Origin of the sequence: Rhodococcus sp. 06-470-2 (assembly GCF_002258235.1) — a bacterium.
Lineage (GTDB): Bacteria > Actinomycetota > Actinomycetes > Mycobacteriales > Mycobacteriaceae > Rhodococcoides.
Window position 1 is genome coordinate 264,240 of record NZ_NOYB01000016.1, and the last position, 22,281, is coordinate 286,520.

The following is a 22,281-nucleotide window of genomic DNA, read 5'->3' on the forward strand; positions in this document are numbered from 1 at the left end:
CCTGGCAAGTCGACCCTCGGTACCGTGGATGCGGTGACCGACGGACAGCAGTCATCGCGTGCATTGAGCTTCGGCAAGGTTGCCGAGAACTACGACCGGGCCCGTCCCGGCTACCCGGCCGAGCTGTACGCGGACATCGCGGCGGGCGACGGGATGCGAGTGCTCGAGGCGGGGGCAGGTACCGGCAAAGCCACTGTTGCGTTGGCTGAACTCGGCGCGTCCGTTGTTGCGGTGGAACCGGATTCGGCTATGGCAGAGCTGGTTCGGCGGCGCACCGAGAACCTCGACGTCGAAGTGCAGGTGTCGCGGTTCGAGGATTGTGCAGCCCCGGCGGCGGCGTTCGATGTAGTCGTTGCAGCCCAATCCTGGCATTGGGTGAACCACGAGCAAGGAGCTGCAGTGGCGGCCCGCGCATTGGTCCCCGGCGGTTCCCTTCGGTTGTGGTGGAACATGCCGGGCGACCTCGAGGGCCCGGCATGGGAAGCGGTCAGGGAGGCCTACGACGCAACCGAGCCCGAAGTGGCGCACCTGTTGGTGCGTTCTCTCGGTACACAACCGGAGTCCAACGTGCCGCGCGCTGCCGGCTTCGGTCCGTGGACGACCTCGACGTACGAGTGGGTCCAGCGCTACTCCGCAGACGAGTTCTGCGCCATGGCCGCCACGTACTCGAGCCATCTCGCCCTGGACGACCGGCGCCGCGGCGATGTCCTGGGCGCAGTGCACGCGGCCATCGCCCGCCACGGCTACGTGGACTACCGCTACGTCACGCAGATGGTGACGGCGCAGCTCGACTAGGAGATCGTCGTGGTGCAGACGACGAATTGCCTGGCGTCGTAGGCGAATCCGCCCTCGGGGCATTCGTTGGGATCGGCGGTACCGGTCTTGATTTCGGTGACCTGTTCGACGTCGGTGGCGTCGGGGTCGCCGCAGTCGACCCGTGAGGGCTCGTCCATACCCACGGTGGGCACGCTCATGCAGCCGCCGACCACCCAGTCGACGTCGAGGCACAGTGCGCCCTGTTCCACGCCGTCGAGCGTCTCGTAGTAGGTCTGATTGACGTCGGTTGGGCACTGCTCGTTCTGCTCGGCCTTGGCGATCACCTTGTAGTTCGATTCCATGCTGCCGCATTCGGCGTTGTCGATGGTGGCGGCCGTCATCGTCCCGCCGAGTTGGACGCACTGACCGATCTCGACATCGATGTCGGTGGAGCCGCCGGCGTCGATGCCCTCTTGGCCCGAGACGCCGTCGGTGGTGCTGGTAGCGGCGGACGTCGAGGCGGCTGTGGTGTCGGCAGCGACGGCGTTGCCGGCTTCGGACGATGAACAGCCTGCGGCGAACAGCAGTGTGAAAGCTGCACTTGCGACGAGGAGGCTTCTGGACAAAGCAAGCATGATGTCATGACCTTCGGAACTCATCCAGGCGAGGGAGTGACCCTCGTCGGCGGCCCCACGGGCCGCCGATCACCGATTCTTTACCATCGACGGAGGTTTGAACAGCCACAGCTGGAAGTCACGAACGGAACACGATGCGAGCAACCCACTTGGTGTTGTGGACACCCGGAAGGGCAGGAACGATCACACGCGCGGGAAATCCGTGATCGAGCGAGAGATCGACACCGTTGACTTTCAAGGCCAGCAACGAATTCGGGTGCGCCGCTTGATTTCCCTGCAACACCGCACGGGTGAAGGCTCCGTTCTGCTCCAGCGAGCTCACCTCTGCCGATCGCGGTGCGGGTACGCCCGCCAGCGCGGCGAGTTCGGCCAATGGGACACCGGTCCACGTCTGCGTGGTGGACCATCCTTCGACGCACGCGATCGGCAGTTCGGCAGTGCGCTGCGGCATCGACAGCAGCCTGCCGCGGGACAGCACGATCGGGACGGCGTCCTCGGCCGCGCTGCTGATCGTCAGTTGCCAATCGGGCCCGGTCTGCGCCTCGGTGATCCCGGCTGCTTCGGCCGTTCGGTTGATCTGAAAGTCGTTGGGGCCGTCGCCGTACGAGCGTCCGCGGGGCAGCAGGATCGCGGCCTTGCGCAGTACTCCGCCGACCGTCTGTCCTACTGTCAACACGGCAACGAAACCCATTCCGGCAGCGACCAATCCGATGGCACCGCGTCGACCCATGGTCGCCGATCGGTCGTCGTTCTTCTGCTCGTCCGGAGCTTCGTTCCTGGCGCGCAGTACGTCCATCAACGACTCCGACCTCAGGGTCCTCCACATCAGCGGGACCTTGAGCGCGAGGTGTACGAGGAATCCGGAGATGAACACCCAGGCACCGAAGTAGTGAGCGGCGTAGAAGTCGAAACCGAACACGTAGTCGTACTGAATGTTGAGAACACCCGTCACGATCTCGAACAGCAGGCCCCCGACCAGTGCCAGCAGCGACAGTCGTTCGAGCGCATGTGCCGGCGATCGCACCGGTGGTAGTTCGAAGAGCTTGGGCATCACCGACCACAGTTTGGCGATGACGAGCGGCACGATGATCAGGCCGAGTCCGACGTGCAGACCCTGCGTGAGCTGGTAGAGCCATGCGGGATTCGTCGGCCAGTCGAAGAACGGCAAGCGCAGCCACCCGACGGCACCCGGCCTGGCCTGGCCGAACTGTGGACCGTACGCGCTGTACGAGAGCAATCCCGTCACGATGACTATGGGCAGCGAAACGAGCAGAACTGCGCCGAACAGCGACGTCAACCACGTGCCGCGCAGCGGACTGGGAAAGCGCGCGAGAGACTTGCGTGCTTCGGCCATGTAGGGCATTCGCTGCCCAGAGGGTGCCGGATGTGTCGCGGCCGACTCCCGTGCCCGGCGCATCGCCTCGTGACAACGTCCCCGCGGGGACGCGTCGGGCATCGTGGGAGAGTTTCTGTCGGTGCCTCGTCGTACATTCCTCGAACATGCATTCGATGAATGGGGGCGTTCATGATCGACATCGCCGACGCGGGATCCGAGGCGGGGCGGATCGAGACGAAGGAAATCGAGACCGAAATCTGCGCTCTGGCAGGTCGGATCGCGGCGGCGTCGGCGCAGTATCTGATTCTGGTGGGCGAGTTCGATGCGCGACGCGGATGGGCGGGTTGGGAAGTGCGGTCCTGTGCGCACTGGTTGTCGTGGCGTGCGGGGGTCGATCTGCACACCGCTCGTGAGCAGGTGCGCGTGGCCAAGGCCATGCGAGAGCTGCCGCTGATCACCTCGGCGTATCTGAACGGCACCATCTCGTACTCGAAGGTGCGCGCGATGACTCGCGTTGCGACGGCCGAGAACGAGGCGTCGTTGCTGCAGAAGGCGCTCGACGCCCCGGCTGCGCACATCGAACGCCTCTGCCGTGGTCTGAAGAAGGCGATGCGTCCGACCAAGGGAAACGGCGTCGACCTCGACCCTTGCGCTGGGCGGTGGCGCTGGGACGAGGACGACGGCTCGCTCGTGCTGACGGCCCGCTTTCGGCCCGAGGACGGCAAGCGGTTTCTCGCTGCATTGACCAGGGCGGACTACGAGCGCACCAGGACCGACGGCGAATCCGAGGGTGACCGGGCGGCCCCGGCACCGCCCAACCCGGTGCCGGCGATGATTGCCATGGCCGAGATGGTCTGCGCTGCGATGGATTCACCGGTCGTCTCTCCTGCTGCCGAGGTGCTGGTGCACATCGGTGGGGTCGACGAAGCAGGGTCCGACGACGCTCATTTCGACGACGGGCCAGGCCTCGACGACGAGACCCTCGCTCAGGTGCTGTGTTCCGCGGTCATGCGGACCGTCGGCCACGGCCGGCTGGGTAGAACTGTGCGGTGGAGTTCGACGGCGAAAGTCCCGAGCCGAACCCAATTGCGTCAGTTGATCATTCGGGATCGATGCTGCACGGTACCCGGGTGCGGCCGCACCCGATTTCTGCATGCTCACCACGTCACCTATCGCTCACGGGGAGGTGCGACGTCACTCGACAACCTGGTCCTGCTGTGCGGCGAACACCATCGTGCGCTGCACGACGGATATTTCTTCATCGAAGCCCTTGGCGATCAACGCTTCTCGTTTCGCCATCCCTCGGGAACCGAGATCATCCACGCTCCCGCGATGTCGGGAGACGCCGACGAAATCAGGCGACAGTACGGCGGTATCGCACCCGACGCCATCGTTCCGGACTGGGGTGGCGAAGGCCTCGATCTCAGCTACGCGACCGATGTCCTGATCACCAATTGGCAGCGGGCTGCATGAAACGGCGTCGTCGAGGGCAAGTTAGTGTGACGACGAGACTCGGACAAGAAGCGGTGGGACATGAGCGTCGACAGATCATTGGGGGACGAACAGCCCTGGCCGGTGGAACGAGCACCGAGCTGCAGTGACGCGACCAGGCCCGAGGACGATCCCTTCTATGCAGCGCCCGAGGGATACGAGGCAGCTCCACCCGGGACGATTCTGAAGGTGCGGCCGGTCGAGGTCGCGATGTTCGGTCGCATACGCCAGCGCGTCGACGCGTGGCAGCTGCTCTATCGCACCGCTGATCTCGGCGGGTTTCCCCAGGCCAGCGTCACGACGGTGTTGCGTCCGCGCAACGCCGAACCGGTTCTGCTGTCGTATCAGTGTGCGATCGACGGCGTCGCGTCCTCGTGTTTCCCGTCGTACGCGCTTCGGCGTGGTTCCTGGGCGTTAGGTGCCGTTCCGCAGTTCGAGTTCCTGCTTGTACTTCATGCCTTGCGCCGTGGGTGGACCATCTCGATCCCGGATCACGAGGGTCCCGACGGACATTGGGGTTCGCCGCAGGAACCCGGGTTCTGCACGCTCGACGCCGTTCGCGCGGCGTTGTCGTTCGAGCCGCTCGACCTGCATTCGAGTACGCCGGTTGCGCTGTGGGGCTACTCGGGCGGCGGACTCGCGACGTCCTGGGCGGCGGAGATGGCGCCGGAGTACGCGCCTGAGATCGAGGTGGTCGGTGCCGCTCTCGGCTCGCCCGTCGGAGATCCGGGGTCGGCGTTCACCCGGCTCAATGCGACGCTGCACGCAGCGTTGCCGACGCTGGTGGTGGCGGGCCTACGGCGCACCTACCCCGAGCTCGATCGGGTGATTCGCGAGCACGTCAACGAGGACGGAATGCGCATTCTCGATTCCGTCGAGTCGATGACGACCGTGCGTGCGGTGAGCAAACTGGCTCGACACGACCTGGACCACTACATCGACGTTCCGCTGGCCGATCTGTTGGCGCTGCCCGAGATCGTGCAGGTGTTCCTGGATATCCAGCCGGGACGAACGGCTCCGACGGCTCCGTTGCTGGTCGTCCAGTCGGTGCACGATCAGATCATCGCCGTCGACGACGTGGACGGGCAGGTGGATCGGTACATCGAGGCCGGTGCGCACGTGACCTATCTACGGGATCGGCTGAGCGAACACCTGTCGCTGCACCCGCTCAGTGCGCCACTGACGCTGGATTGGCTGGCCGATCGATTCGCCGGACTTCCGGTCGAGGAACCGTCGACGCGTACGGTGTGGTCCACGGCGTTCTCGTTCTCGGCGGTGCGTGGATTGTTGTCGCTGACCTGGACGACCATCACAGCGTTGGTCATCGGCATCCGGGCGTAGCTACCCTCGGTTCGATGCAACGAACCTGGATACGAATTCTCACCGGAACGATCGCCATTCTGGGCATCGTGACCGGGCTCGTCGCACTGGGCGTCTACTACACCGACACCCGGGTCAACGTCCTGATCGCGCTGGCGTCGTTCGTTCCGTTGATGTTCATCGCTGTCGTGGTCGGTGCCCTGGTGGCGCTGATCGGTCGGCGCTGGGTCCTGGCGGGAGTTTCTGCGCTGGTGCTTGCCGCAGGCGCATTCGCCTACGCACCGCTCTACATAGCGGACGCGGCACCCGAGGACGCGACGGGCAGCGAGGGCGTGCGGCTGCGTGTGATGCAGGCGAACCTGATGATCGGGCTGGCCGATCCGACTGTCGTGGTCGGTCAGGCCCGCGATCACTCCGTCGACGTCGTCACGATCCAGGAACTGACCGACGCGTCGGTGGTCGGCCTCCGCGACGCCGGCATGGAGGAGCTCTTCCCTTACAGCTACCTCCAGCCGTACGTGACAGGCGGCGGCGGAGCCGGAATCTACAGCCGTTACCCGATCTCGGACAACCGTGAGCTCGACGGGTACGGCCCGGTGAATCTCGCCACCGAGGTCGAGATCCCCGGTTCCGAGCCGGTCACGCTGCTGGCCGTGCATCCCGGTGCCGCCTACATCACCCCGGCCGACATCTGGACCGCCGAATTGGACACGCTCCGAAACGATCTGGCGGCGGCGGCGGGCAGCGGTCCGGTGATCGTCAGCGGCGACTTCAACACGACATATTCGCACAAGAAGTTCCGCAACCTACTCGATGCCGGATATTCCGACGTCGCAGCGCAATTGGGGAAGGGGCTGATTCCCACGTACCCCACCGACAAGGGAACCCCCGCCGTCGTCGGGATCGACCACATTCTCACCAACACCGGTCGTGCTCGTTCTCTGGAACGAATCGATCTCCCCGGATCGGACCACCATGGGTTGATCGGGGAGATCGAGTTCTCCGCAGGCGTCAGCTGACGCGAACGACCTGTTTCCGAGACTTGCCGCACTGCAGCAGGATTCGGACGGCCGCCGGTGTTCCGTCGAGGGACGTCACGATGTCGTTGCGCGTCTGCGCCGCTGCGCCTGCCACCTTGTCGAGGGACGTCACCGCGGGGTCGAGCGTCGCGGTGATCTCGACGACTCTCTGACCGCGATCGGACACCGAACGGCCGGTCGCCGATACGACGCCCTCGTGAGCGGCCAGGGATTTCGCGGCGCTCCGGGCAGCGGTTCCCAGGTCGACGCTGAGTCGGCCGTCGACATCTGCATCCGCTGACGACGCGAAGGCGACGGTGCCGACCGAACGTCGCGGCAGGTGCGCGAGGAGCCACCACAGACCGAGCAGCACGAGGACGATGGCGGCTGCTGCGAGAGCCCAGGGCCACCAGCCTGCGTCGACGGCGGTGTCGACGAAGGCCGCGTCGAGACGTTCGCGGCCGGGAAACCTTCCTTGCTCCCAGGCAATTGCTCCGCCGCCGAGGGCGATCAGGGCGAGGCCGACGACGGCGGTGCTGGTTCGGTCGACCGAAGCGGTTGCGCGTTTCACGATGCTTGTCCTGTCGTTCGCACTCGGGTGCGGACCTTGGGAGCCGACGCGAGTGGGCGGAGGGCGTCGTCCACGGAGGTGACGACCGAGGACTTCAGCTCCGCGGTGTCCGTGCCGGCGACGGTGGCCACCGCGACGGTGACCTTCTTGTTGCCGGCCTTGGCGGTTGCGGAATCGACGCCGACGCTGTCGAGTGCGGCGGTGCGGGCAACGGTTGCGACGTCGCCCTTGCGGAGCCAGACGTCCTGCTCGGAGAGGGCTCGGTGGGTGCGTCGCCGAGGACGCAGTGCAGCGATGACGAGAACGAACCCGACCACGACTGCCGCGATTCCTCCCGGCAGCATCCACGGCTGCGCGGTGAGTCCGTCCAGGCTCGTGGCGGCGGGGCCGACCCACTCGGGGCCGTCGATGGCACCCAGGTTCAGCAGCGCCTCGCGGCCGAGGACCACGCCGGCACCGATGAGGACGAGCGCGAACAGGATTGCGGGTACGGCTGCGGTGGGATTGGCTACCGGCTTCTTGCTTGCCTTCTCGCTCATTGCACTCTCCCTTCTTCACGGGTGGTCTCGGCGGGTACGCATTGGACGGTGACATCGACTCGGTCGACGGTGTAGATGCCCAGTTCGGACAGGTCTCGTGCGACTGCGGCGCGAACGTCAGCGGCTACCTTCGCCAGCGGCGAGGGCCAGGTGACCGCTACCGCGACCTGAGCGCGAACGCGGGAGCCGCTGATCGTCACGTCGGCCTTGGGTAGGTCACGCCCACCCAGGACCCGCAGTCCGGGCTGGGGTCCGGCGACCGCGTCGGTGCTGCGGGCAGCGAGGACGGCGAGTCGCTCGACGGCCTTGTGCTTGATCTCCAGAGAGCCGCGCTCACCGGGGTCTACAGCAGCTGTCTCAGTCACGACCGCGACCACGCATGATCGAGTTCAGGTCCAGTTCGCCGTCGACGTAGCGGCCGACGAAGAATCCGAGGCCGCCGAGCACGATGGCGATGAGGAAGCCGGTGAAACCGCCGGCCGCTGCGGCGATGGCCAGCAGAAGTCCCACGAACAAACCGATGGTTGCAGTGGTCATGGTGTTGATCTCCACTCAGAGTTCGAAGTAGTTGCGCCTGGTGACGCGTTTGCGGATCCGAGCGATCCGCTTGGGCAGAGTGCGTAGCGGGGACGGAATCGGCGAGGCGCGGAATGCCGTCGGCGCGCTCGCCGCATTGGTCGGAGTCGAGGGAAGTACGGCGAAGCGTCTGTCGACCTCGGCGAGTTCGGCCATGTAGCGAGCCGGATCTCCACCGAGATCCGGGTGGTGTTCGCGCGCCACAGCGCGCCGAGCCGCCTTGTAGGCGGCGGCTCGGTCGTGCGCTGCATGCTCGTTCACCTGGTCAGACTCGCACAATGTCCTCGACGGTGACGTGCACGGGCCCGTCGACCATCGCTGCCACTGTGCTGCGCACGGCGTCGGCGGTTTCGCGTACCGCTACCCCGAACTCGAGAGTGACGTGAACCTCGGTGCCTTCGTCGCCGATCCGGATGCCGGCGATGCGTCGTCCGGGAAGGTAGGTAGCTGCTTCGCCGAACATGCCGCCGTGCAGCCCGACGACACCGTCGACCGCCAGTACGGCGTCGGCGATGTCCTCGGACCTGTCACGCTCCGTCATGTGCGGATCGGTCACTGCACTCGGGTGGAGGGAGCCTCGGTGGTCTCCTCGTCGTCCGAGCCGTCGTCGAGGTAGATGTCGTGAACGACGATGTTGACCTCGGTGACCTCGAGACCGGTCATACGCTCGACGGCGTTGATGACGTTGCGACGAATGCCCGCTGCGAGGTCTGCGATGGAGACGCCGTAGTCGGCGACGATGTCGATGTCGACTGCGGCCTGACGCTCGCCGACCTCCACCGAGACGCCCTGCGACTGGTTGACGCGGGCACCGGGGATGCGCTCGCGCAGGGCACCGATCGCGCGGCTCGCTCCGCCGCCGACGGCGTGGACGCCCTGGACCTCACGGGTGGCGATACCGGCGATCTTGGAGACGACGGTGTCGGCAATGGTGGTGCGGCCCTGCGAGCTGACGAGCACGGAATCCGACTTGGTGGTGATGTCGGTCTTTCCCTCGCCTGCTGCGGATACGGTTGCCTTGGTGTCCGTCGTGGAGCTCATGAATGCCTCTCTTCGTTGGATGTCGTGCAGAGTGTGTGACAGGAGTTGGTCGTAGCTCGATGGTCGAAACGCACGTCCGAATAAAGTGATCTACGTCATAGATTACGTCCGTTGGTAAACCGGTATCGAAGACATGCGTGATCGATGACCGCTACGTGAACTGGGGGCCCGATGGAGTGGGTTGATGCATCGGACCGCGTACTCGTCGGCGCAGCCGCGCTCGGCGAGACGGATGCGTTCGAGGAGATCGTCCGGCGCTACGGTCCGGAGATGTTTCGGTACGCGCGAAACATGCTGTCCGATCAGGGTGCGGCCGAGGAGGTGGTGCAGGACGCGTTCGTCGCAGCGTGGAAGGGGCTGGACAACTTTCGAGGCGACTCGGCTCTGCGAACATGGTTGTTCTCGTTGGTGTCGCACAAAGTGATCGATCATCGACGACGTCGCAGCGTTCCTCCCGCAGAAGATTGGGTATTCGAGCGAAAGAGCACCGGGGCGGGCAGTGATCCCGAGGCGGATGTCGAGGCCGACAGTTTCATGACCGAACTCGGAGTCGCACTGGCCGAACTGCCCTACCGCCAGCGAGCCTGCTGGCTGCTCCGCGAGGTCGAGGGCCTGACTCACCCGGAGATCGGCGCGATCATGACGTTGTCCGCAGGAGCGGTACGTGGTCAGTTGACCAGAGCACGAGCAACATTGAGCGAAAGGTTGGCAACATGGCGAACCCAGTAGAGCCGGATTCGGTTCTCGCGCGTGCTGCCACCGAACTTCGGGACGCACCTCAGGAACCGAATTGGGTGGATATCAGCGCATCCATCATCTCGAAGGTCCGTAATACGACCAGGCGTACGTGGCCCGTCGACAGCGCCTTTCCTGCCGGCTCCGGCGCCGATCCGCAGGACTCCCTGCAGGTCAGCGACCACATCGTCAAGACCACGCTCCGTCGTGCTCTGGCGGACGTTCACGGTGCGCAGCCGACCGAGATCGACCTCCATCTCGACGACCACGCCTGCATCGGTCTGTTCGTCGCGGTGATCGGGGTGTACGGCGACGACCTGCAGGCTGCGGGAGACGAGCTGGCGACCATCGCGATCGATGTCGTCTCGGATCTGCTCGGCGTCACTCTCGATCGCGATGTGGTGGAGATACGCGTCGACGACATCGAGGAGCGGTAGGCGTAAATATTGCGTCATAGCCGCTGGTTGCGGTCGTAAGAAAGCGTAAGGAAACCGGCTGTGGCCGGTAGCGGGATCCAGGATCGAGCAATGACCGAATTGCTCTGTCTCACGGTGGCCGCGTTCGTCGCGGTGTACCTGTTCGTCGCTCTCCTCGATCCGGAGAGGTTCTGACGTGGTTGGGTTCTTCCAAATCTGCGCTGTGATCGTCGTCCTGGCCGTGGCGTACGTGCCGCTCGGCGACTACATGGCCCGGGTGTTCGACTCGTCCCACGACACGCGTGTCGAGCGTCTGCTCTATCGGGTGGCCCGGGTGAATTCGTCCTCGGAACAGACGTGGGTCGGCTACTCCACCAGCCTGCTCGGGTTTTCGTTCGCCGGCGTCGTGTTCCTGTTCGTACTCCAGCGGATCCAAGGCGTGTTGCCGCTGAACGGGGGCCTGTCGGGGGTCAGCCCGGCGATGGCCTTCAACACCGCGGCGTCGTTCGTCACCAACACCAACTGGCAGTCGTACGTCCCCGAGACCACGCTGTCGAACCTGACGCAGCCGCTGGGCCTTGCGGTGCAGAACTTCGTCTCCGCCGCAGTCGGTCTCGCCGTCGCGATCGCCGTCATCCGCGGCTTCGTACGTGTGTCCACAGGCGGTGAACTCGGCAACTTCTGGGTCGATCTCACCCGCGGAACGCTGCGCATTCTGCTGCCGCTCTCGCTGCTGGTGGCCGTCATCCTACTGACGCAGGGCACCATCATGTCCTTCTCCACCGGCTTCACCTCGACCGGCCTGGACGGACAGACGGTCACCAATGCGCTTGCGCCCGTTGCCTCCCAGGAGGCGATCAAGGAAATCGGCACCAACGGCGGCGGCATTCTCGCGGCCAACTCCGCGCATCCGTTCGAGAACCCGACCCCGCTGACCAACATCGTGCAGATCATCTCTCTGCTGTTGATCCCGGTTGCACTCACCCGCACCTTCGGCACCATGATCGGCAACCGCAAGCAGGGTCTGACGTTGCTTGCGGTGATGGCAACACTGTGGGGAGTCCTGCTGGCGGTCACCCTCTATGCCGAGTCCGGTACTCGCGGAGCCGCGGCAACGGCTGCAGGCGCGATGATGGAAGGCAAGGAAGTACGCTTCGGCATTCCGGCCTCGGCGTTGTTCGCCGTCTCCACCACCGGAACATCCACCGGCGCAGTCAATTCCGCGCACGACAGCATGTCCGCGCTCGGCGGCGGTGCCGTGCTGCTGAACATGCTGTTCGGCGAGATCGCTCCCGGCGGTGTCGGCACCGGTCTGTACGGGTTGCTCGTGCTCGCGGTCATCGCCGTCTTCGTCGGTGGGCTCCTCGTCGGCCGGACCCCGGAATTCCTCGGCAAGAAACTGGGCCGACGCGCCATCACGATGGCCGCGCTGTCGGTACTGGTGATGCCGATCCTCGTGCTCGTCGGCACGTCCATCACCGTGATTCTCGAATCCACCACGAGTTATCAGGGCAATCCCGGCATCCACGGGTTCACCGAGGTGCTCTACGCGTATGCGTCGGCGTCCAACAACAACGGCAGCGCCTTCGGTGGACTGACGGTGACCAGCGACTGGTTCCAGATCTCCCTCGGCATCGCCATGCTGCTCGGCCGCTTCCTGCCGATCGTCTTCGTACTGGCGCTGGCCGGCTCACTGGCGACGACCAAACGCAGCGCACCGAACGCAGGAACCCTCCCCACCGACGGTCCGCTGTTCGGCAGCTTGCTGATCGGTACCGCGATCCTCGTCGCCGCCCTCACCTTCTTCCCCGCACTTGCTCTCGGACCCATAGCAGAGGCCATGCAATGAACCTGTCACTGAGAACGGCCGTACCCGGAGCGTTCCGCAAACTCGATCCACGGCACTTGGCCCGCAACCCGGTCATGTTCGTCGTCTTCCTCGGCTCCATCGTCACCACCGTCCTCTCCATCGCCGAACCGTCGGTGTTCGCGTGGTTCGTCACCGGGTGGTTGTGGTTCACCGTGCTCTTCGCCAACCTCGCCGAGTCCGTCGCCGAAGGGCGCGGCAAGGCTCAGGCAGCAAGCTTACGTAAAGTGAAGCAGGACACCGTTGCTCGACGACGCACTCCCTCCGGTGCCGAATTCGTCGTCACCGAGGTGGCCGGTGCGGAACTGAATGTCGGCGACGAGGTGATCGTCTCGGCAGGCGAGGTCATCCCCGGTGACGGTGACGTCATCGAGGGCATCGCCACCGTCGACGAATCAGCAATCACCGGCGAGTCGGCACCCGTGGTCCGCGAGTCCGGCGGCGATCGATCCGCCGTCACCGGCGGCACCATCGTGCTCTCCGACGAGATCGTCGTGAAAATCACTGCAGCCCAGGGTGAGACGTTCGTGGATCGGATGATCGCCCTCGTCGAGGGCGCGGCTCGGCAGAAGACGCCGAACGAGATCGCTCTGAACATCCTGCTCGCCTCGCTGACGATCGTGTTTCTCTTCGCGGTGGTGGCCATCGGTCCGATGTCCGATTACGCAGGGCAGCAGCAGGATCCCATCCAGCTGATCGCGCTGTTGGTCTGCCTGATTCCGACGACCATCGGGGCACTGCTCTCGGCCATCGGCATCGCGGGAATGGACCGATTGGTGCAACGCAACGTACTGGCGATGTCCGGCCGTGCCGTCGAGGCGGCAGGCGACATCGACACGTTGCTGATGGACAAGACCGGAACCATCACCTTCGGTAATCGGCGCGCGACCGGACTGCACCCGGCTACGGGCATCGATGCCGTCGAGCTGGCGCGCGCCGCCCGGTTGTCGTCGTTGGCCGACGGTACCCCCGAGGGGCGCAGCATCGTCGAACTGGTCGAGCGTGACTTCGAATCCGTAACGACAGAAAGCGAATCCGAGCGCGGCGAGTTCGTGGCCTTCACCGCGCAGACCCGGATGAGCGGTCTGGATCTACCGGGCATGGAGATCCGCAAGGGTGCAGCAGATTCGGTCTACGGCTGGATCCGTGAGGGCGGCGGCACAGCGGACCTCGACGCCACCGTGCACGACATCGCCCAGAACGGCGGTACCCCGCTGGTGGTTGCCATCCGCGAAACCGGTTCTGCTGCCCGCGCTCTCGGCGTCGTCGAACTCTCCGATGTGGTCAAGCCGGGCATCGCCGAGCGGTTCGCTCAACTGCGCGCCATGGGTATTCGGACGGTGATGGTCACCGGCGACAATCCACTCACCGCCAAGGCCATTGCCGCCGAGGCAGGCGTCGACGACTACCTGGCCGAGGCGACCCCCGAGGACAAGCTCACGCTCATCCGGCAGGAGCAGGAGGGCGGCAGGCTGGTCGCGATGACCGGCGACGGTACCAACGACGCCCCGGCTCTGGCGCAGGCCGACGTCGGTGTCGCGATGAACACCGGCACCTCTGCGGCCAAGGAAGCCGGCAACATGGTCGACCTCGATTCCGACCCGACCAAACTGATCGAGATCGTCGAGATCGGCAAGCAGCTCCTTATCACCCGTGGCGCGCTGACGACGTTCTCCCTCGCCAACGATCTGGCGAAGTACTTCGCGATTCTGCCGGCGATGTTCTCCACCGTCTATCCGCAGCTGGGTGGACTGAACATCATGCATCTTGCGACGCCGGAATCGGCGATCCTGTCGGCGGTGATCTTCAATGCGCTGGTGATCGTCGCACTGATTCCGTTGGCGCTCAAAGGTGTTCGGTACACCCCGGCCTCGGCGGCAGCACTGCTGCGCCGAAATCTGTTGGTGTACGGCGTCGGCGGCGTCATCAGCCCCTTCGTCGGGATCTGGCTCATCGATCTACTCGTTCGACACATTCCAGGGATAGGCTGACCATGCGCTTCGTACAGGGATTTCTCCGCCAGGTCGTGGCAGGCTTCGCAGTGCTGCTGGCATTGACCGTCATTCTCGGCATCGGCTACCCGGCCGTGGTCTGGGGCATCAGCCGCATCGGCACCGACTCCGCCGAGGGTTCGCCGCTGCGCGACGCCGAGGGCTGCGTCGTCGGAAGCTCGCTGATCGGCGTCGATCCGCAGGTCGCTCCGGGAGAGCCGGATCCGTACTTCCACACCCGCGTCACCGGGTCGGTGTCGGACGACGACCCGTTCGCCCCCGGGGATCCCGCGGCTGCGCTGCCGACCAATCAGGGACCGTCCAGCGAGGTCCTGGCGTCGTTCGTCGAGCAACGCCGCGTCGCCATCGCCGACCGCGAGAACGTCGACCCGTCGGCGGTACCGCCCGACGCCGTCACAGGTTCCGGCTCGGGTATCGATCCCGACATCAGTCCCGCGTATGCGGCCATCCAGGTCGCGCGCGTGGCGCAGGTCAACGGAGCGTCGGTGACCGATGTCGAGGCTCTGGTCGCCGAGTACACCCACGGACCGCAGTACGGTGTACTCGGTGCCGAAGCGGTGAACGTTCCGGAGTTGAACCTGGCACTACGGGACACATACCGGCCGGGTGAGGAGACAGGCTGTGGCGGACAGGGGTGAGCTGCGGATCTACCTCGGCGCGGCACCCGGCGTCGGCAAGACCTACGCCATGCTCGGCGAGGCGCACCGACTGCGGAGCCGTGGTTGCGACGTCGTGGCCGCGGTGGTCGAGACCCACGGCCGCGCGCGGACGATAGACGCACTCGACGGCATCGAAGTGCTGCCGATGGCGACCGTCCACTATCGCGGGTCCTCGGCGCAGGAACTGGACCTCGACGCCGTCCTGGCCCGACAGCCGCAGGTGGTGCTCGTCGACGAACTGGCGCACACCAACACGCCGGGGAGTGTGCACGGCAAGCGGTGGCAGGACGTCGAGGTACTGCTCGACGCGGGCATCGACGTCATCTCCACCCTCAACGTGCAGCACCTCGAATCGCTCAACGACGTGGTGCAGCAGATCACCGGAGTGCCGCAACGGGAGACGGTGCCCGACAGCGTCGTTCGAGCCGCCGACGAGGTCGAGTTGGTCGACATCACCCCCGAGGCGCTGCGCAGCAGGTTGCGACACGGCAACGTCTACGCTGCCGAGAAGGTCGACGCCGCACTGAGCAACTACTTCCGCGGTGGCAACCTCACCGCCCTGCGTGAGCTCGCACTACTGTGGATCGCCGATCAGGTCGACGCGGCACTGGTGAAGTACCGCAAGGACAATCGCATCACCGACACGTGGGAGGCACGCGAGCGCGTGGTGGTGGCGGTGACCGGAGGCCCGGAATCGGAAACGCTGCTCCGCCGAGCGAGTCGGATCGCCTCGAAGTCCAGTGCGGAGCTGATGGTGCTGCACATCGTCCGAGGTGACGGGTTGATGGGTGTGTCGGCACCGCAGATGGGTTCGGTGCGCAAGCTCGCCGCCGGTCTCGGGGCCAGCGTTCACAGCGTCGTCGGCGACGACGTGCCGTCGACCCTGCTCGACTTCGCCCGCGGTGTCAACGCGACCCAGCTGGTGATCGGCACCTCGAGACGGTCACGTGCCGCCCGAATCCTGGACGAGGGCATCGGCGCGGCAGTGGTGCAGAACTCGGGAAAGATCGACGTGCACATGGTTACTCACGACGAGCAGGCCCGGCGATGGGGGGTGCAGGTCGACTCGGGACGGCGCCGCATTCTGGCGTGGGTCGCCGCTGTTCTGGTGCCCTGCCTGGCCGCGGCAGTGCTGAGCACGGTCGGTCCGGACTTCGACTCGAGCGGTGAGAGCGCTCTGTTCTTCATGGTGGTGCTGTGCGTCGCACTGCTGGGAGGGGTTGCGCCGGCGGCACTGTCGGCGCTGATCGCGGGCTTCCTGCTCAACTACTTCTTCACCACCCCCCGATACAGCCTCACCATCGCCGAGCCCGACAACTTCGTCGTCACCGTCGTGCTGCTCCTCGTCGCCGTCGCCGTCGCTGCCCTCGTCGACGCGGCAGCCCGACGCACGCGTCAGGCACGGCGGGCGACCCAGGAAGCCGAACTGTTGACGCTGTTCGCCGGATCGGTGCTGCGCGGAGCCGACCTGACCGCCCTGCTCGAACGCGCCCGCGAAACGTACCGCCAGAGCGGAGTGGCTCTGTGGGACAACCAGTCCGGGTCCATCGTCGGTAGCGCAGGTGCGCAGGCTCCCGTCGATCGTGCCGGGGCCGACACCGAGGTCGACGCGGGCGACTTCACGTTGTTGCTCGTCGGCGAACGCACACACGCGCACGATCGGCGGGTACTCGCGGCAGTGGCCAACCAGGCCGCCGGCATGGTTCGGCAGGGCCGTCTCGCCGAGGAGGCCAGCCGAGCCAACGCTCTCGCCGAGGCCGACGCGTTGCGTCGAGCATTGCTCTCGGCCGTCAGCCACGATCTGCGGACACCACTGTCGGCGGTCAAGGCGGCATCCTCGTCTCTGCGCAGCACCGACGTTCAGTTCTCGCCCGAGGACACCGACGAATTGCTCGCGACCATCGACGAATCGGCCGATCAGTTGACCGCTCTGGTGAGCAATCTGCTCGATTCCTCGCGGCTTCAGGCAGGCGTCGTGCAGCCGAGCCTGCGTCCGGTGTTCGTCGACGACGTGCTCGGTGGCGCACTGGTCGGAGCGGACGACCGAGTGCGTGTCGAGGTGGGCGATGTGGAGGTACTGGCCGACCCGGGCCTGCTCGAACGGGTGCTCGCGAATTTGGTGAACAACAGTGCCCGCTACGCCCCCGTCGGCGACATCACCGTCAGTGCCGCCGCGCACGGTGAGTGGGCCAGTATCTCCGTCGCCGACCACGGACCCGGCATCGCCGAGGGTGCCGAGGACACGATGTTCGACGCGTTCCAACGTCTCGGTGATCGGGACAACTCGGTGGGCGTCGGGCTCGGATTGTCGGTGGTGCGGGGATTCGTGCGTGCGATGGGCGGTACCGTCACGGCATCGAACACCGTCGGCGGCGGGCTGACGATGACGGTCGAGTTGAAGGCGGCGGGCAGGTGAAGGTGCGGGTGCTCGTCGTCGACGACGAGCCGCAGATCGTGCGGGCGTTGCGAATCAATCTCAATGTGCGTGGGTTCGAGGTGGTCAGCGCGGCGAGCGGCGGTGAGGCGCTGCGGGTGGCCGCGAACTTCCACCCGGACATCGTGATTCTCGACCTCGGACTGCCCGACATCGACGGAATCGACGTGATCGCCGGGCTCCGCGGCTGGAGCGACGTACCGATCCTGGTGCTCTCGGCGCGCACCGATTCCGCAGATACCGTCGAAGCGCTCGACGCCGGTGCCGACGACTTCGTCACCAAGCCCTTCGGCATGGACGAGCTGCTGGCCCGATTGCGCGCAGCACTGCGCCGCGGACCGCACTCCGTCGCCGACCCCGTCGTCGTCACCGCGGACTTCACCGTCGATCTCGCTACGAAAACCGTTGTGCGAGATGGTGCGAACGTGCACCTGACCCGCACCGAGTGGGGTGTACTCGAACTGCTGGTACGCAACGAGGGCAAGCTGGTGTCGCAGAAGGACATTCTGCGCACCGTCTGGGGACCCGGCCACGAGCGCGAAACGCACTATCTACGAATCTATCTCGGCCAACTGCGACAGAAACTCGAACGTGACCCGGCCTCCCCGGTGCACCTCATCACCGAAACCGGTATGGGTTACCGATTCGTGCCCTGAGCGCTACCCGCGCTCGCGGCTATCCGCCGAGTACCTCACCCTCGCGGCGGGGGTCGGCTCCACCGATCCAGCCACCGTCGGTTCGCTGTAGCGCACTCAGTCCGCTGGACTGATCTGCGACCGACACCTGGTGGCCCATCTCGCGCAGCGCCGCGACCACCGGGTCGTTCTCGCCCGAGACGTTCGGGTGTTCGCCGCCGTAATTGGTCGACGGTGTGTTGGCCGCACCGAAGTCGACCATCGACACCGCCTGCTGCGGATCCATGCCCCAATCGAGCAGTCCCACCAATGTTTTGACGACGAACTGGATGATCACCGAACCACCGGGAGAGCCGGCGACGAGTACCAGATCGCCGCGCGCACCGTCGTCACCCCGGTCGAAGACCAGCGTCGGAGCCATCGAGCTGCGCGGACGCTTGCCCGGCTCGACGCGGTTGGCCACCGGCGTGCCGTCCTCGGCCACCGGTGATGCCGCGAAGTCGGTGAGCTGATTGTTCAGCAGGAAGCCGTCGACCATGTGGAACGAGCCGAAGGCCGACTCGACGGTCGTCGTCATCGAGGCCGCGTTGCCCTGGCTGTCGACGACGGAGATGTGGCTGGTGCCGTACTCGGGATCGGTGGACGAGGCGAACTGCACCGGGCCGAAGTCGCCGGGCTGCGCTGTGCCCATGGACCTGCCCTCGTCGATCAGTCCTGCTCGCTCGCTGAGGTATTCGGGATCGAGCAGTGCATCGGGCGACCCACCGGGCAGGGGAACGAAGTCCGGATCGGCGACGTACTTGTCACGATCGGCGTAGGCGAGGCGCTCGGCCTCGGCGATCAGGTGCACGCCCTCGGCCGTCGGGGTTCCGCCGTTGGCGTCCATCCCCGTCGGCGCGTACTGCGCCAGATCGAAGTTCGACAGAATGCCCATCGTCGACGCCACCGCGATACCGCCCGAGGACGGTCCGGGCATCCCGCAGATGTCGTGATCGCGGTACTCGGTACACACGGCCGTACGGGTCTTGGGCTCGTACGCGGCGAGATCCTCCAGCGTGATCTGTCCGGGGGTACGGCCTGCGGTGGTGTCGGCGGTCGCATCGACGATGGCCTGCGCGATGTCACCGGTGTAGAAGGCGTCGGCACCACCGGTTGCGATGGCGGAGAGCGTCTTCGACATCGCCGGGTTGTTCAGAACCGTCCCGGCCGGCTTGCCGGTGCCGTCCGGCTGCAGGAAGTACTCCTTGGACGCGGGATCGAGGGCGAGCTTCGGTGCCGAGTCGGCAATGGAGGACGCCATGCGCGGGCTGATCTCGATTCCGTTGTCGGCGAGACCGATTGCGGGCTGGAACAGGTCGCCCCACTGCTTGGTCCCGTGATCGTCGTGGGCCTGCTCGAGCATGCGCAGCACTCCAGGAACGCCGATCGACCGCCCGCTGGAACGGGCATCGGGTTGCGGCAGAGTGCGATTGACGTCGTCGATGTACCGCAGATAGTCCCCGGTGGCACTCATCGGAGCGGTCTCGCGGCCGTCGTAGCTCTGTACTTCGCCGGTGGCCGAGTCGTAGTACATCAGGAAGGCTCCGCCGCCGATGCCCGAGGACTGCGGCTCGACGAGGCCGAGCACGGTCTGCGCAACGATCAGGGCGTCGGCCGCGGTGCCGCCGTCGCGCAGAACCGCACACGCGGCCTCGGTGGAGACCGGGTTGGCGGTCGAGACGGAGTACGAAGGCGTCTCCACCGGGCTCATGTTCGATCGATACCCGGTCGCCACTTCGGGATTGGTGGAGATGTCGCCCGGACTCGCGCTCGGCGTCGCGTTCACAGGCGTACCTCCACTGGCACCGAGGACACAGCTGTTCTCGGCCGCGGAGTCGGGATCGGTGCTCTCGCCGCTACTGCACGCGGCGAGCGGCACCAGCAGCAGGGCACAGGCAAGGACAGTCGAGCGGTGCACTCCTATTGCAGACACCGCCCGACGCTAACATCCGGATCACCTGCCGGGACGGGTCTCGGCGGATTCGAGAAGCCAGTGTGCGACGGGTGCAGGTCTACCGAACAGAAAGCCCTGCGCGAAGCGGCATTCGAGAGCCTCGATGATCGCAGCCTGCTCCTCGGTCTCGACGCCCTCGGCCACCGTGGCCACCGGCAGCGCCGACGCCATGGCGACGATGGCGCGAATCAGCTGAGTGTCCGATTCCGAACTGCCGATCTCGTGAACGAAGGACTTGTCGATCTTCAGCAGCGCGATCGGCATCGCGCGCAGCCTGCTCAGCGAGGAGTAGCCGATACCGAAGTCGTCGAGAACGATGAGCACACCCATCGCGGCGAGTCGGTCGAGAACGCTCTTCGCCGTGCCCATGTCGTCGATCAGGACGCTCTCGGTGATCTCGAGGGCCAGATCTGCTCCGTGGAGGCCGTACGTGTCGAGCAGTCGGGCGACGATGACCGGCAACGAATCGTCTCGAAGCTGCAGCGGGGACACGTTCACCGACATGGTGACTTTCTGCCCGTTGGAACGCAGTGTCACCAGATCGGAAATCGAGGTGCGCAGCACCCATTCGCCGATCTCCTTGATGAGATTGGTCGATTCGGCGATCGGGATGAACTCGTTGGGGGTGCGCACTCGCCCCTGCCAGTTCCAGCGCACGAGTGCCTCGTAGACCACGGTGGTACGCGAGGTGGTCTCGATGATCGGCTGGTAGTACACCTCGAGCTCGCCGCGTCTGATCGCGCCGCGCAATGCGGTGGCGGTCTCGATCGCGGACGTCGCTCGCGCACGCAGCGACTCGTCGAAGAACGCGTACCGCGCCGCACCGAGCGATTTGGCGTGATACATCGCGGTGTCGGCCTCGCGGATGGCGTCGTGCAATCGGTCCGCGTCTGCGATTCCCACCGAGGCCGTGACGTATGCCGTCGCGGCGCTCAGGGGGAACGGCTCGTTCGTCCGATCGATGATGCGTCGGGCCAACGCTTCCGCTCCACCGCGATCGCGGCGGGTCAGCACGACGAACTCGTCACCGGCGTACCTGACCACGGTGTCGGTGGCACCGACTGCGGCGCGGATGCGTCCCGCTGCGGCGACGATGAGTTCGTCGCCGACGCGGTGGCCGTACGAGTCGTTGACCATCTTGAAGTTGTCGAGGTCGACGAACAGGACGCACGTGCGTCCCGGAGTCTGGGTCCGCTCGAGCCGGGTGAACTCCTCGTCGAGCATCGTGCGGTTCGGTAGGCCGGTCAACAGGTCGTGAGCGGCCAGGTACTTCGCGTGCTCCTCGCCGACCTGCACTCGGGTCAGCGCACGCTCGCCGCGTAGGAATGCGCCCACCAGGATCGATGCGAGCAACAGGGACCGGACGATCAGATCTCCGGTGGACACTGCCGAGCCCAGCAGCGGCACCGTGGCGCAGACGACCAGCAGCGTCACCACGAACACGACGCGGCGGCTGCTGTGCGCCGGTGCAGGAGTCTGCCGCTGCGAGACGGTGCGCATCGACGGATCGAGGGCGGCCATCGCCAGGGAGAGATACGCGAAGAGGTAGATGCCGTCGAGCAATCCCGAGGACGGTGCGTCGTCGGTGGTGGCCGCGAAGGCGTACGAGACGTCGCCGACCAGTGTCGCGACGAGTGCGATCAGGGCCCACTGCAGCGCAACGGTACGGGGCTTGGACGAGAACAGCAGGTAGGTGGTCAAGGTGATCAGCGCTGCGTCGATCGCCGGATACAACCCGTTGACCACCGTCGATGCCGAGGAACGAGGAGATTCGAGGGCCGGGGAGATGAACAGCAACCACGACAGGAACACAGTGCCGAGAAAGATCAGGCCGGCGTCGACGAGCGGAGTGATGTCGTCGATCGACTGACGATCTCGGATCCACCGCGAGAGTGCGTACCCGACGAGTGCGTACCCGGTCAGTGTGAACAGATCCGGCAGCAGCGGGAACGAATGACTCAGTGCGGTGGGATCGCTGCGCAGCGAGACCCCGAACATGAACAGCACCGAGGCGCCGAACAGTGCCCACCAACAGCGCGAGTCGTCGGGACGGTATCGACGGATCGCGGCGCTGATGGCCAGTACCGAACCGACGGCGACGGTCGCGAGGACACCGGCCCGCACTCCGGCGTCGCCGAGAACGAAGACGGTGCTCGCGACGACGACCACTGCCACCAGTCCGGCGATCCGTTTGGTGTGCATGGCGAAGGGCGCAGCGACCTTCGTGTTCATCGAAGGACCTACTT

At 65.8% G+C, this 22,281-nt stretch carries 23 protein-coding genes; 12 read left to right on the plus strand and 11 right to left on the minus strand.

The window, feature by feature from the left end; all coding sequences use genetic code 11:
* Positions 1 to 33 precede the first annotated feature (33 nt).
* Positions 34 to 795, plus strand: a complete 762-nt coding sequence (locus CH276_RS10305; RefSeq protein WP_176459192.1) for a class I SAM-dependent methyltransferase — start codon at positions 34 to 36, stop codon at positions 793 to 795.
* On the opposite strand, the gene lppU is transcribed toward CH276_RS10305, so the two are convergent.
* On the minus strand, positions 792 to 1,391 hold the full coding sequence (gene lppU / locus CH276_RS10310) for an LppU family putative lipoprotein (RefSeq protein WP_254923862.1): 600 nt from the start codon (positions 1,389 to 1,391) through the stop codon (positions 792 to 794). The genes CH276_RS10305 and lppU overlap by 4 nt on opposite strands.
* Positions 1,392 to 1,509: 118 nt before the next feature.
* Positions 1,510 to 2,754: a molybdopterin-dependent oxidoreductase gene (locus tag CH276_RS10315; protein WP_094629086.1), complete on the minus strand. Its 1,245-nt coding sequence runs from the start codon at positions 2,752 to 2,754 to the stop codon at positions 1,510 to 1,512.
* A gap of 162 nt (positions 2,755 to 2,916) precedes the next feature.
* Here CH276_RS10315 and CH276_RS10320 point away from each other — a divergent pair, with 162 nt between their 5' ends.
* From CH276_RS10320 to CH276_RS10330, 3 genes are read left to right on the plus strand one after another with little or no spacing between them, the layout of a single operon-like run.
* A complete protein-coding gene (locus CH276_RS10320; RefSeq protein WP_176459193.1) occupies positions 2,917 to 4,200 on the plus strand; it encodes an HNH endonuclease signature motif containing protein in 1,284 nt (427 codons plus the stop codon).
* A gap of 60 nt (positions 4,201 to 4,260) precedes the next feature.
* Positions 4,261 to 5,559, plus strand: coding sequence for a lipase family protein (locus CH276_RS10325; protein WP_094629088.1), 1,299 nt, complete (start codon positions 4,261 to 4,263; stop codon positions 5,557 to 5,559).
* A gap of 14 nt (positions 5,560 to 5,573) precedes the next feature.
* Complete coding sequence (locus tag CH276_RS10330; RefSeq protein WP_094629089.1) at positions 5,574 to 6,557, plus strand: endonuclease/exonuclease/phosphatase family protein; 984 nt, start codon at positions 5,574 to 5,576, stop codon at positions 6,555 to 6,557.
* Here the strand turns inward: CH276_RS10330 and CH276_RS10335 are convergent.
* The 7 genes from CH276_RS10335 to CH276_RS10365 are packed head-to-tail and all read right to left on the minus strand — an operon-like array spanning position 6,550 to position 9,284.
* Positions 6,550 to 7,128 (minus strand): hypothetical protein, encoded by a 579-nt coding sequence (locus CH276_RS10335; protein WP_094629090.1) that lies wholly within the window; start codon positions 7,126 to 7,128, stop codon positions 6,550 to 6,552. The genes CH276_RS10330 and CH276_RS10335 overlap by 8 nt on opposite strands.
* Positions 7,125 to 7,667, minus strand: coding sequence for a DUF6286 domain-containing protein (locus CH276_RS10340; protein WP_094629091.1), 543 nt, complete (start codon positions 7,665 to 7,667; stop codon positions 7,125 to 7,127). Before CH276_RS10340 ends, CH276_RS10335 begins: the two co-directional genes overlap by 4 nt.
* A complete protein-coding gene (locus tag CH276_RS10345) occupies positions 7,664 to 8,032 on the minus strand; it encodes an Asp23/Gls24 family envelope stress response protein (RefSeq protein WP_158462582.1) in 369 nt (122 codons plus the stop codon). The genes CH276_RS10340 and CH276_RS10345 overlap by 4 nt, the downstream gene beginning before the upstream one ends.
* Positions 8,025 to 8,204, minus strand: a complete 180-nt coding sequence (locus CH276_RS10350) for a hypothetical protein (protein WP_032397316.1) — start codon at positions 8,202 to 8,204, stop codon at positions 8,025 to 8,027. The genes CH276_RS10345 and CH276_RS10350 overlap by 8 nt, the downstream gene beginning before the upstream one ends.
* Before the next feature lie 15 nt (positions 8,205 to 8,219).
* Positions 8,220 to 8,504: a hypothetical protein gene (locus CH276_RS10355; RefSeq protein ID WP_032396879.1), complete on the minus strand. Its 285-nt coding sequence runs from the start codon at positions 8,502 to 8,504 to the stop codon at positions 8,220 to 8,222.
* 4 nt (positions 8,505 to 8,508) lie between these two features.
* On the minus strand, positions 8,509 to 8,784 hold the full coding sequence (locus tag CH276_RS10360) for an Asp23/Gls24 family envelope stress response protein (RefSeq protein WP_032397315.1): 276 nt from the start codon (positions 8,782 to 8,784) through the stop codon (positions 8,509 to 8,511).
* A gap of 11 nt (positions 8,785 to 8,795) precedes the next feature.
* Positions 8,796 to 9,284, minus strand: coding sequence for an Asp23/Gls24 family envelope stress response protein (locus tag CH276_RS10365; RefSeq protein WP_032396878.1), 489 nt, complete (start codon positions 9,282 to 9,284; stop codon positions 8,796 to 8,798).
* Positions 9,285 to 9,455: 171 nt separating this feature from the next.
* On the opposite strand from CH276_RS10365, the gene CH276_RS10370 reads away from it, so the two are divergent.
* From CH276_RS10370 to CH276_RS10405, 8 genes are read left to right on the plus strand one after another with little or no spacing between them, the layout of a single operon-like run.
* Positions 9,456 to 10,013: an RNA polymerase sigma factor gene (locus CH276_RS10370; protein ID WP_094629092.1), complete on the plus strand. Its 558-nt coding sequence runs from the start codon at positions 9,456 to 9,458 to the stop codon at positions 10,011 to 10,013.
* The gene (locus tag CH276_RS10375; RefSeq protein ID WP_045197616.1) at positions 9,998 to 10,456 is read left to right on the plus strand and encodes a hypothetical protein; all 459 of its coding nucleotides are present in this window, start codon (positions 9,998 to 10,000) and stop codon (positions 10,454 to 10,456) included. The genes CH276_RS10370 and CH276_RS10375 overlap by 16 nt, the downstream gene beginning before the upstream one ends.
* A 60-nt stretch (positions 10,457 to 10,516) precedes the next feature.
* Positions 10,517 to 10,630, plus strand: a complete 114-nt coding sequence (locus CH276_RS10380; protein ID WP_230596946.1) for a potassium-transporting ATPase subunit F — start codon at positions 10,517 to 10,519, stop codon at positions 10,628 to 10,630.
* 1 nt (position 10,631) lies between these two features.
* Positions 10,632 to 12,284, plus strand: a complete 1,653-nt coding sequence (kdpA, locus tag CH276_RS10385) for a potassium-transporting ATPase subunit KdpA (protein WP_094629093.1) — start codon at positions 10,632 to 10,634, stop codon at positions 12,282 to 12,284.
* The gene (gene kdpB / locus CH276_RS10390) at positions 12,281 to 14,293 is read left to right on the plus strand and encodes a potassium-transporting ATPase subunit KdpB (protein WP_094629094.1); all 2,013 of its coding nucleotides are present in this window, start codon (positions 12,281 to 12,283) and stop codon (positions 14,291 to 14,293) included. The genes kdpA and kdpB overlap by 4 nt, the downstream gene beginning before the upstream one ends.
* Positions 14,294 to 14,295: 2 nt before the next feature.
* Positions 14,296 to 14,952: a potassium-transporting ATPase subunit C gene (locus CH276_RS10395; protein ID WP_094629095.1), complete on the plus strand. Its 657-nt coding sequence runs from the start codon at positions 14,296 to 14,298 to the stop codon at positions 14,950 to 14,952.
* Positions 14,936 to 17,389 (plus strand): sensor histidine kinase, encoded by a 2,454-nt coding sequence (locus CH276_RS10400; protein WP_094629096.1) that lies wholly within the window; start codon positions 14,936 to 14,938, stop codon positions 17,387 to 17,389. Before CH276_RS10395 ends, CH276_RS10400 begins: the two co-directional genes overlap by 17 nt.
* Positions 17,386 to 18,063 carry a response regulator gene (locus tag CH276_RS10405; protein WP_032396871.1) on the plus strand — a complete coding sequence of 226 codons (678 nt, stop codon included), beginning with the start codon at positions 17,386 to 17,388 and terminating at the stop codon, positions 18,061 to 18,063. Before CH276_RS10400 ends, CH276_RS10405 begins: the two co-directional genes overlap by 4 nt.
* Positions 18,064 to 18,082: 19 nt before the next feature.
* On the opposite strand, the gene ggt is transcribed toward CH276_RS10405, so the two are convergent.
* Positions 18,083 to 20,014: a gamma-glutamyltransferase gene (ggt, locus tag CH276_RS10410; RefSeq protein WP_094629097.1), complete on the minus strand. Its 1,932-nt coding sequence runs from the start codon at positions 20,012 to 20,014 to the stop codon at positions 18,083 to 18,085.
* A 21-nt stretch (positions 20,015 to 20,035) separates the two neighbouring features.
* The gene (locus CH276_RS10415; RefSeq protein ID WP_094629098.1) at positions 20,036 to 22,267 is read right to left on the minus strand and encodes a putative bifunctional diguanylate cyclase/phosphodiesterase; all 2,232 of its coding nucleotides are present in this window, start codon (positions 22,265 to 22,267) and stop codon (positions 20,036 to 20,038) included.
* Between the last annotated feature and the right edge of the window lie 14 nt (positions 22,268 to 22,281).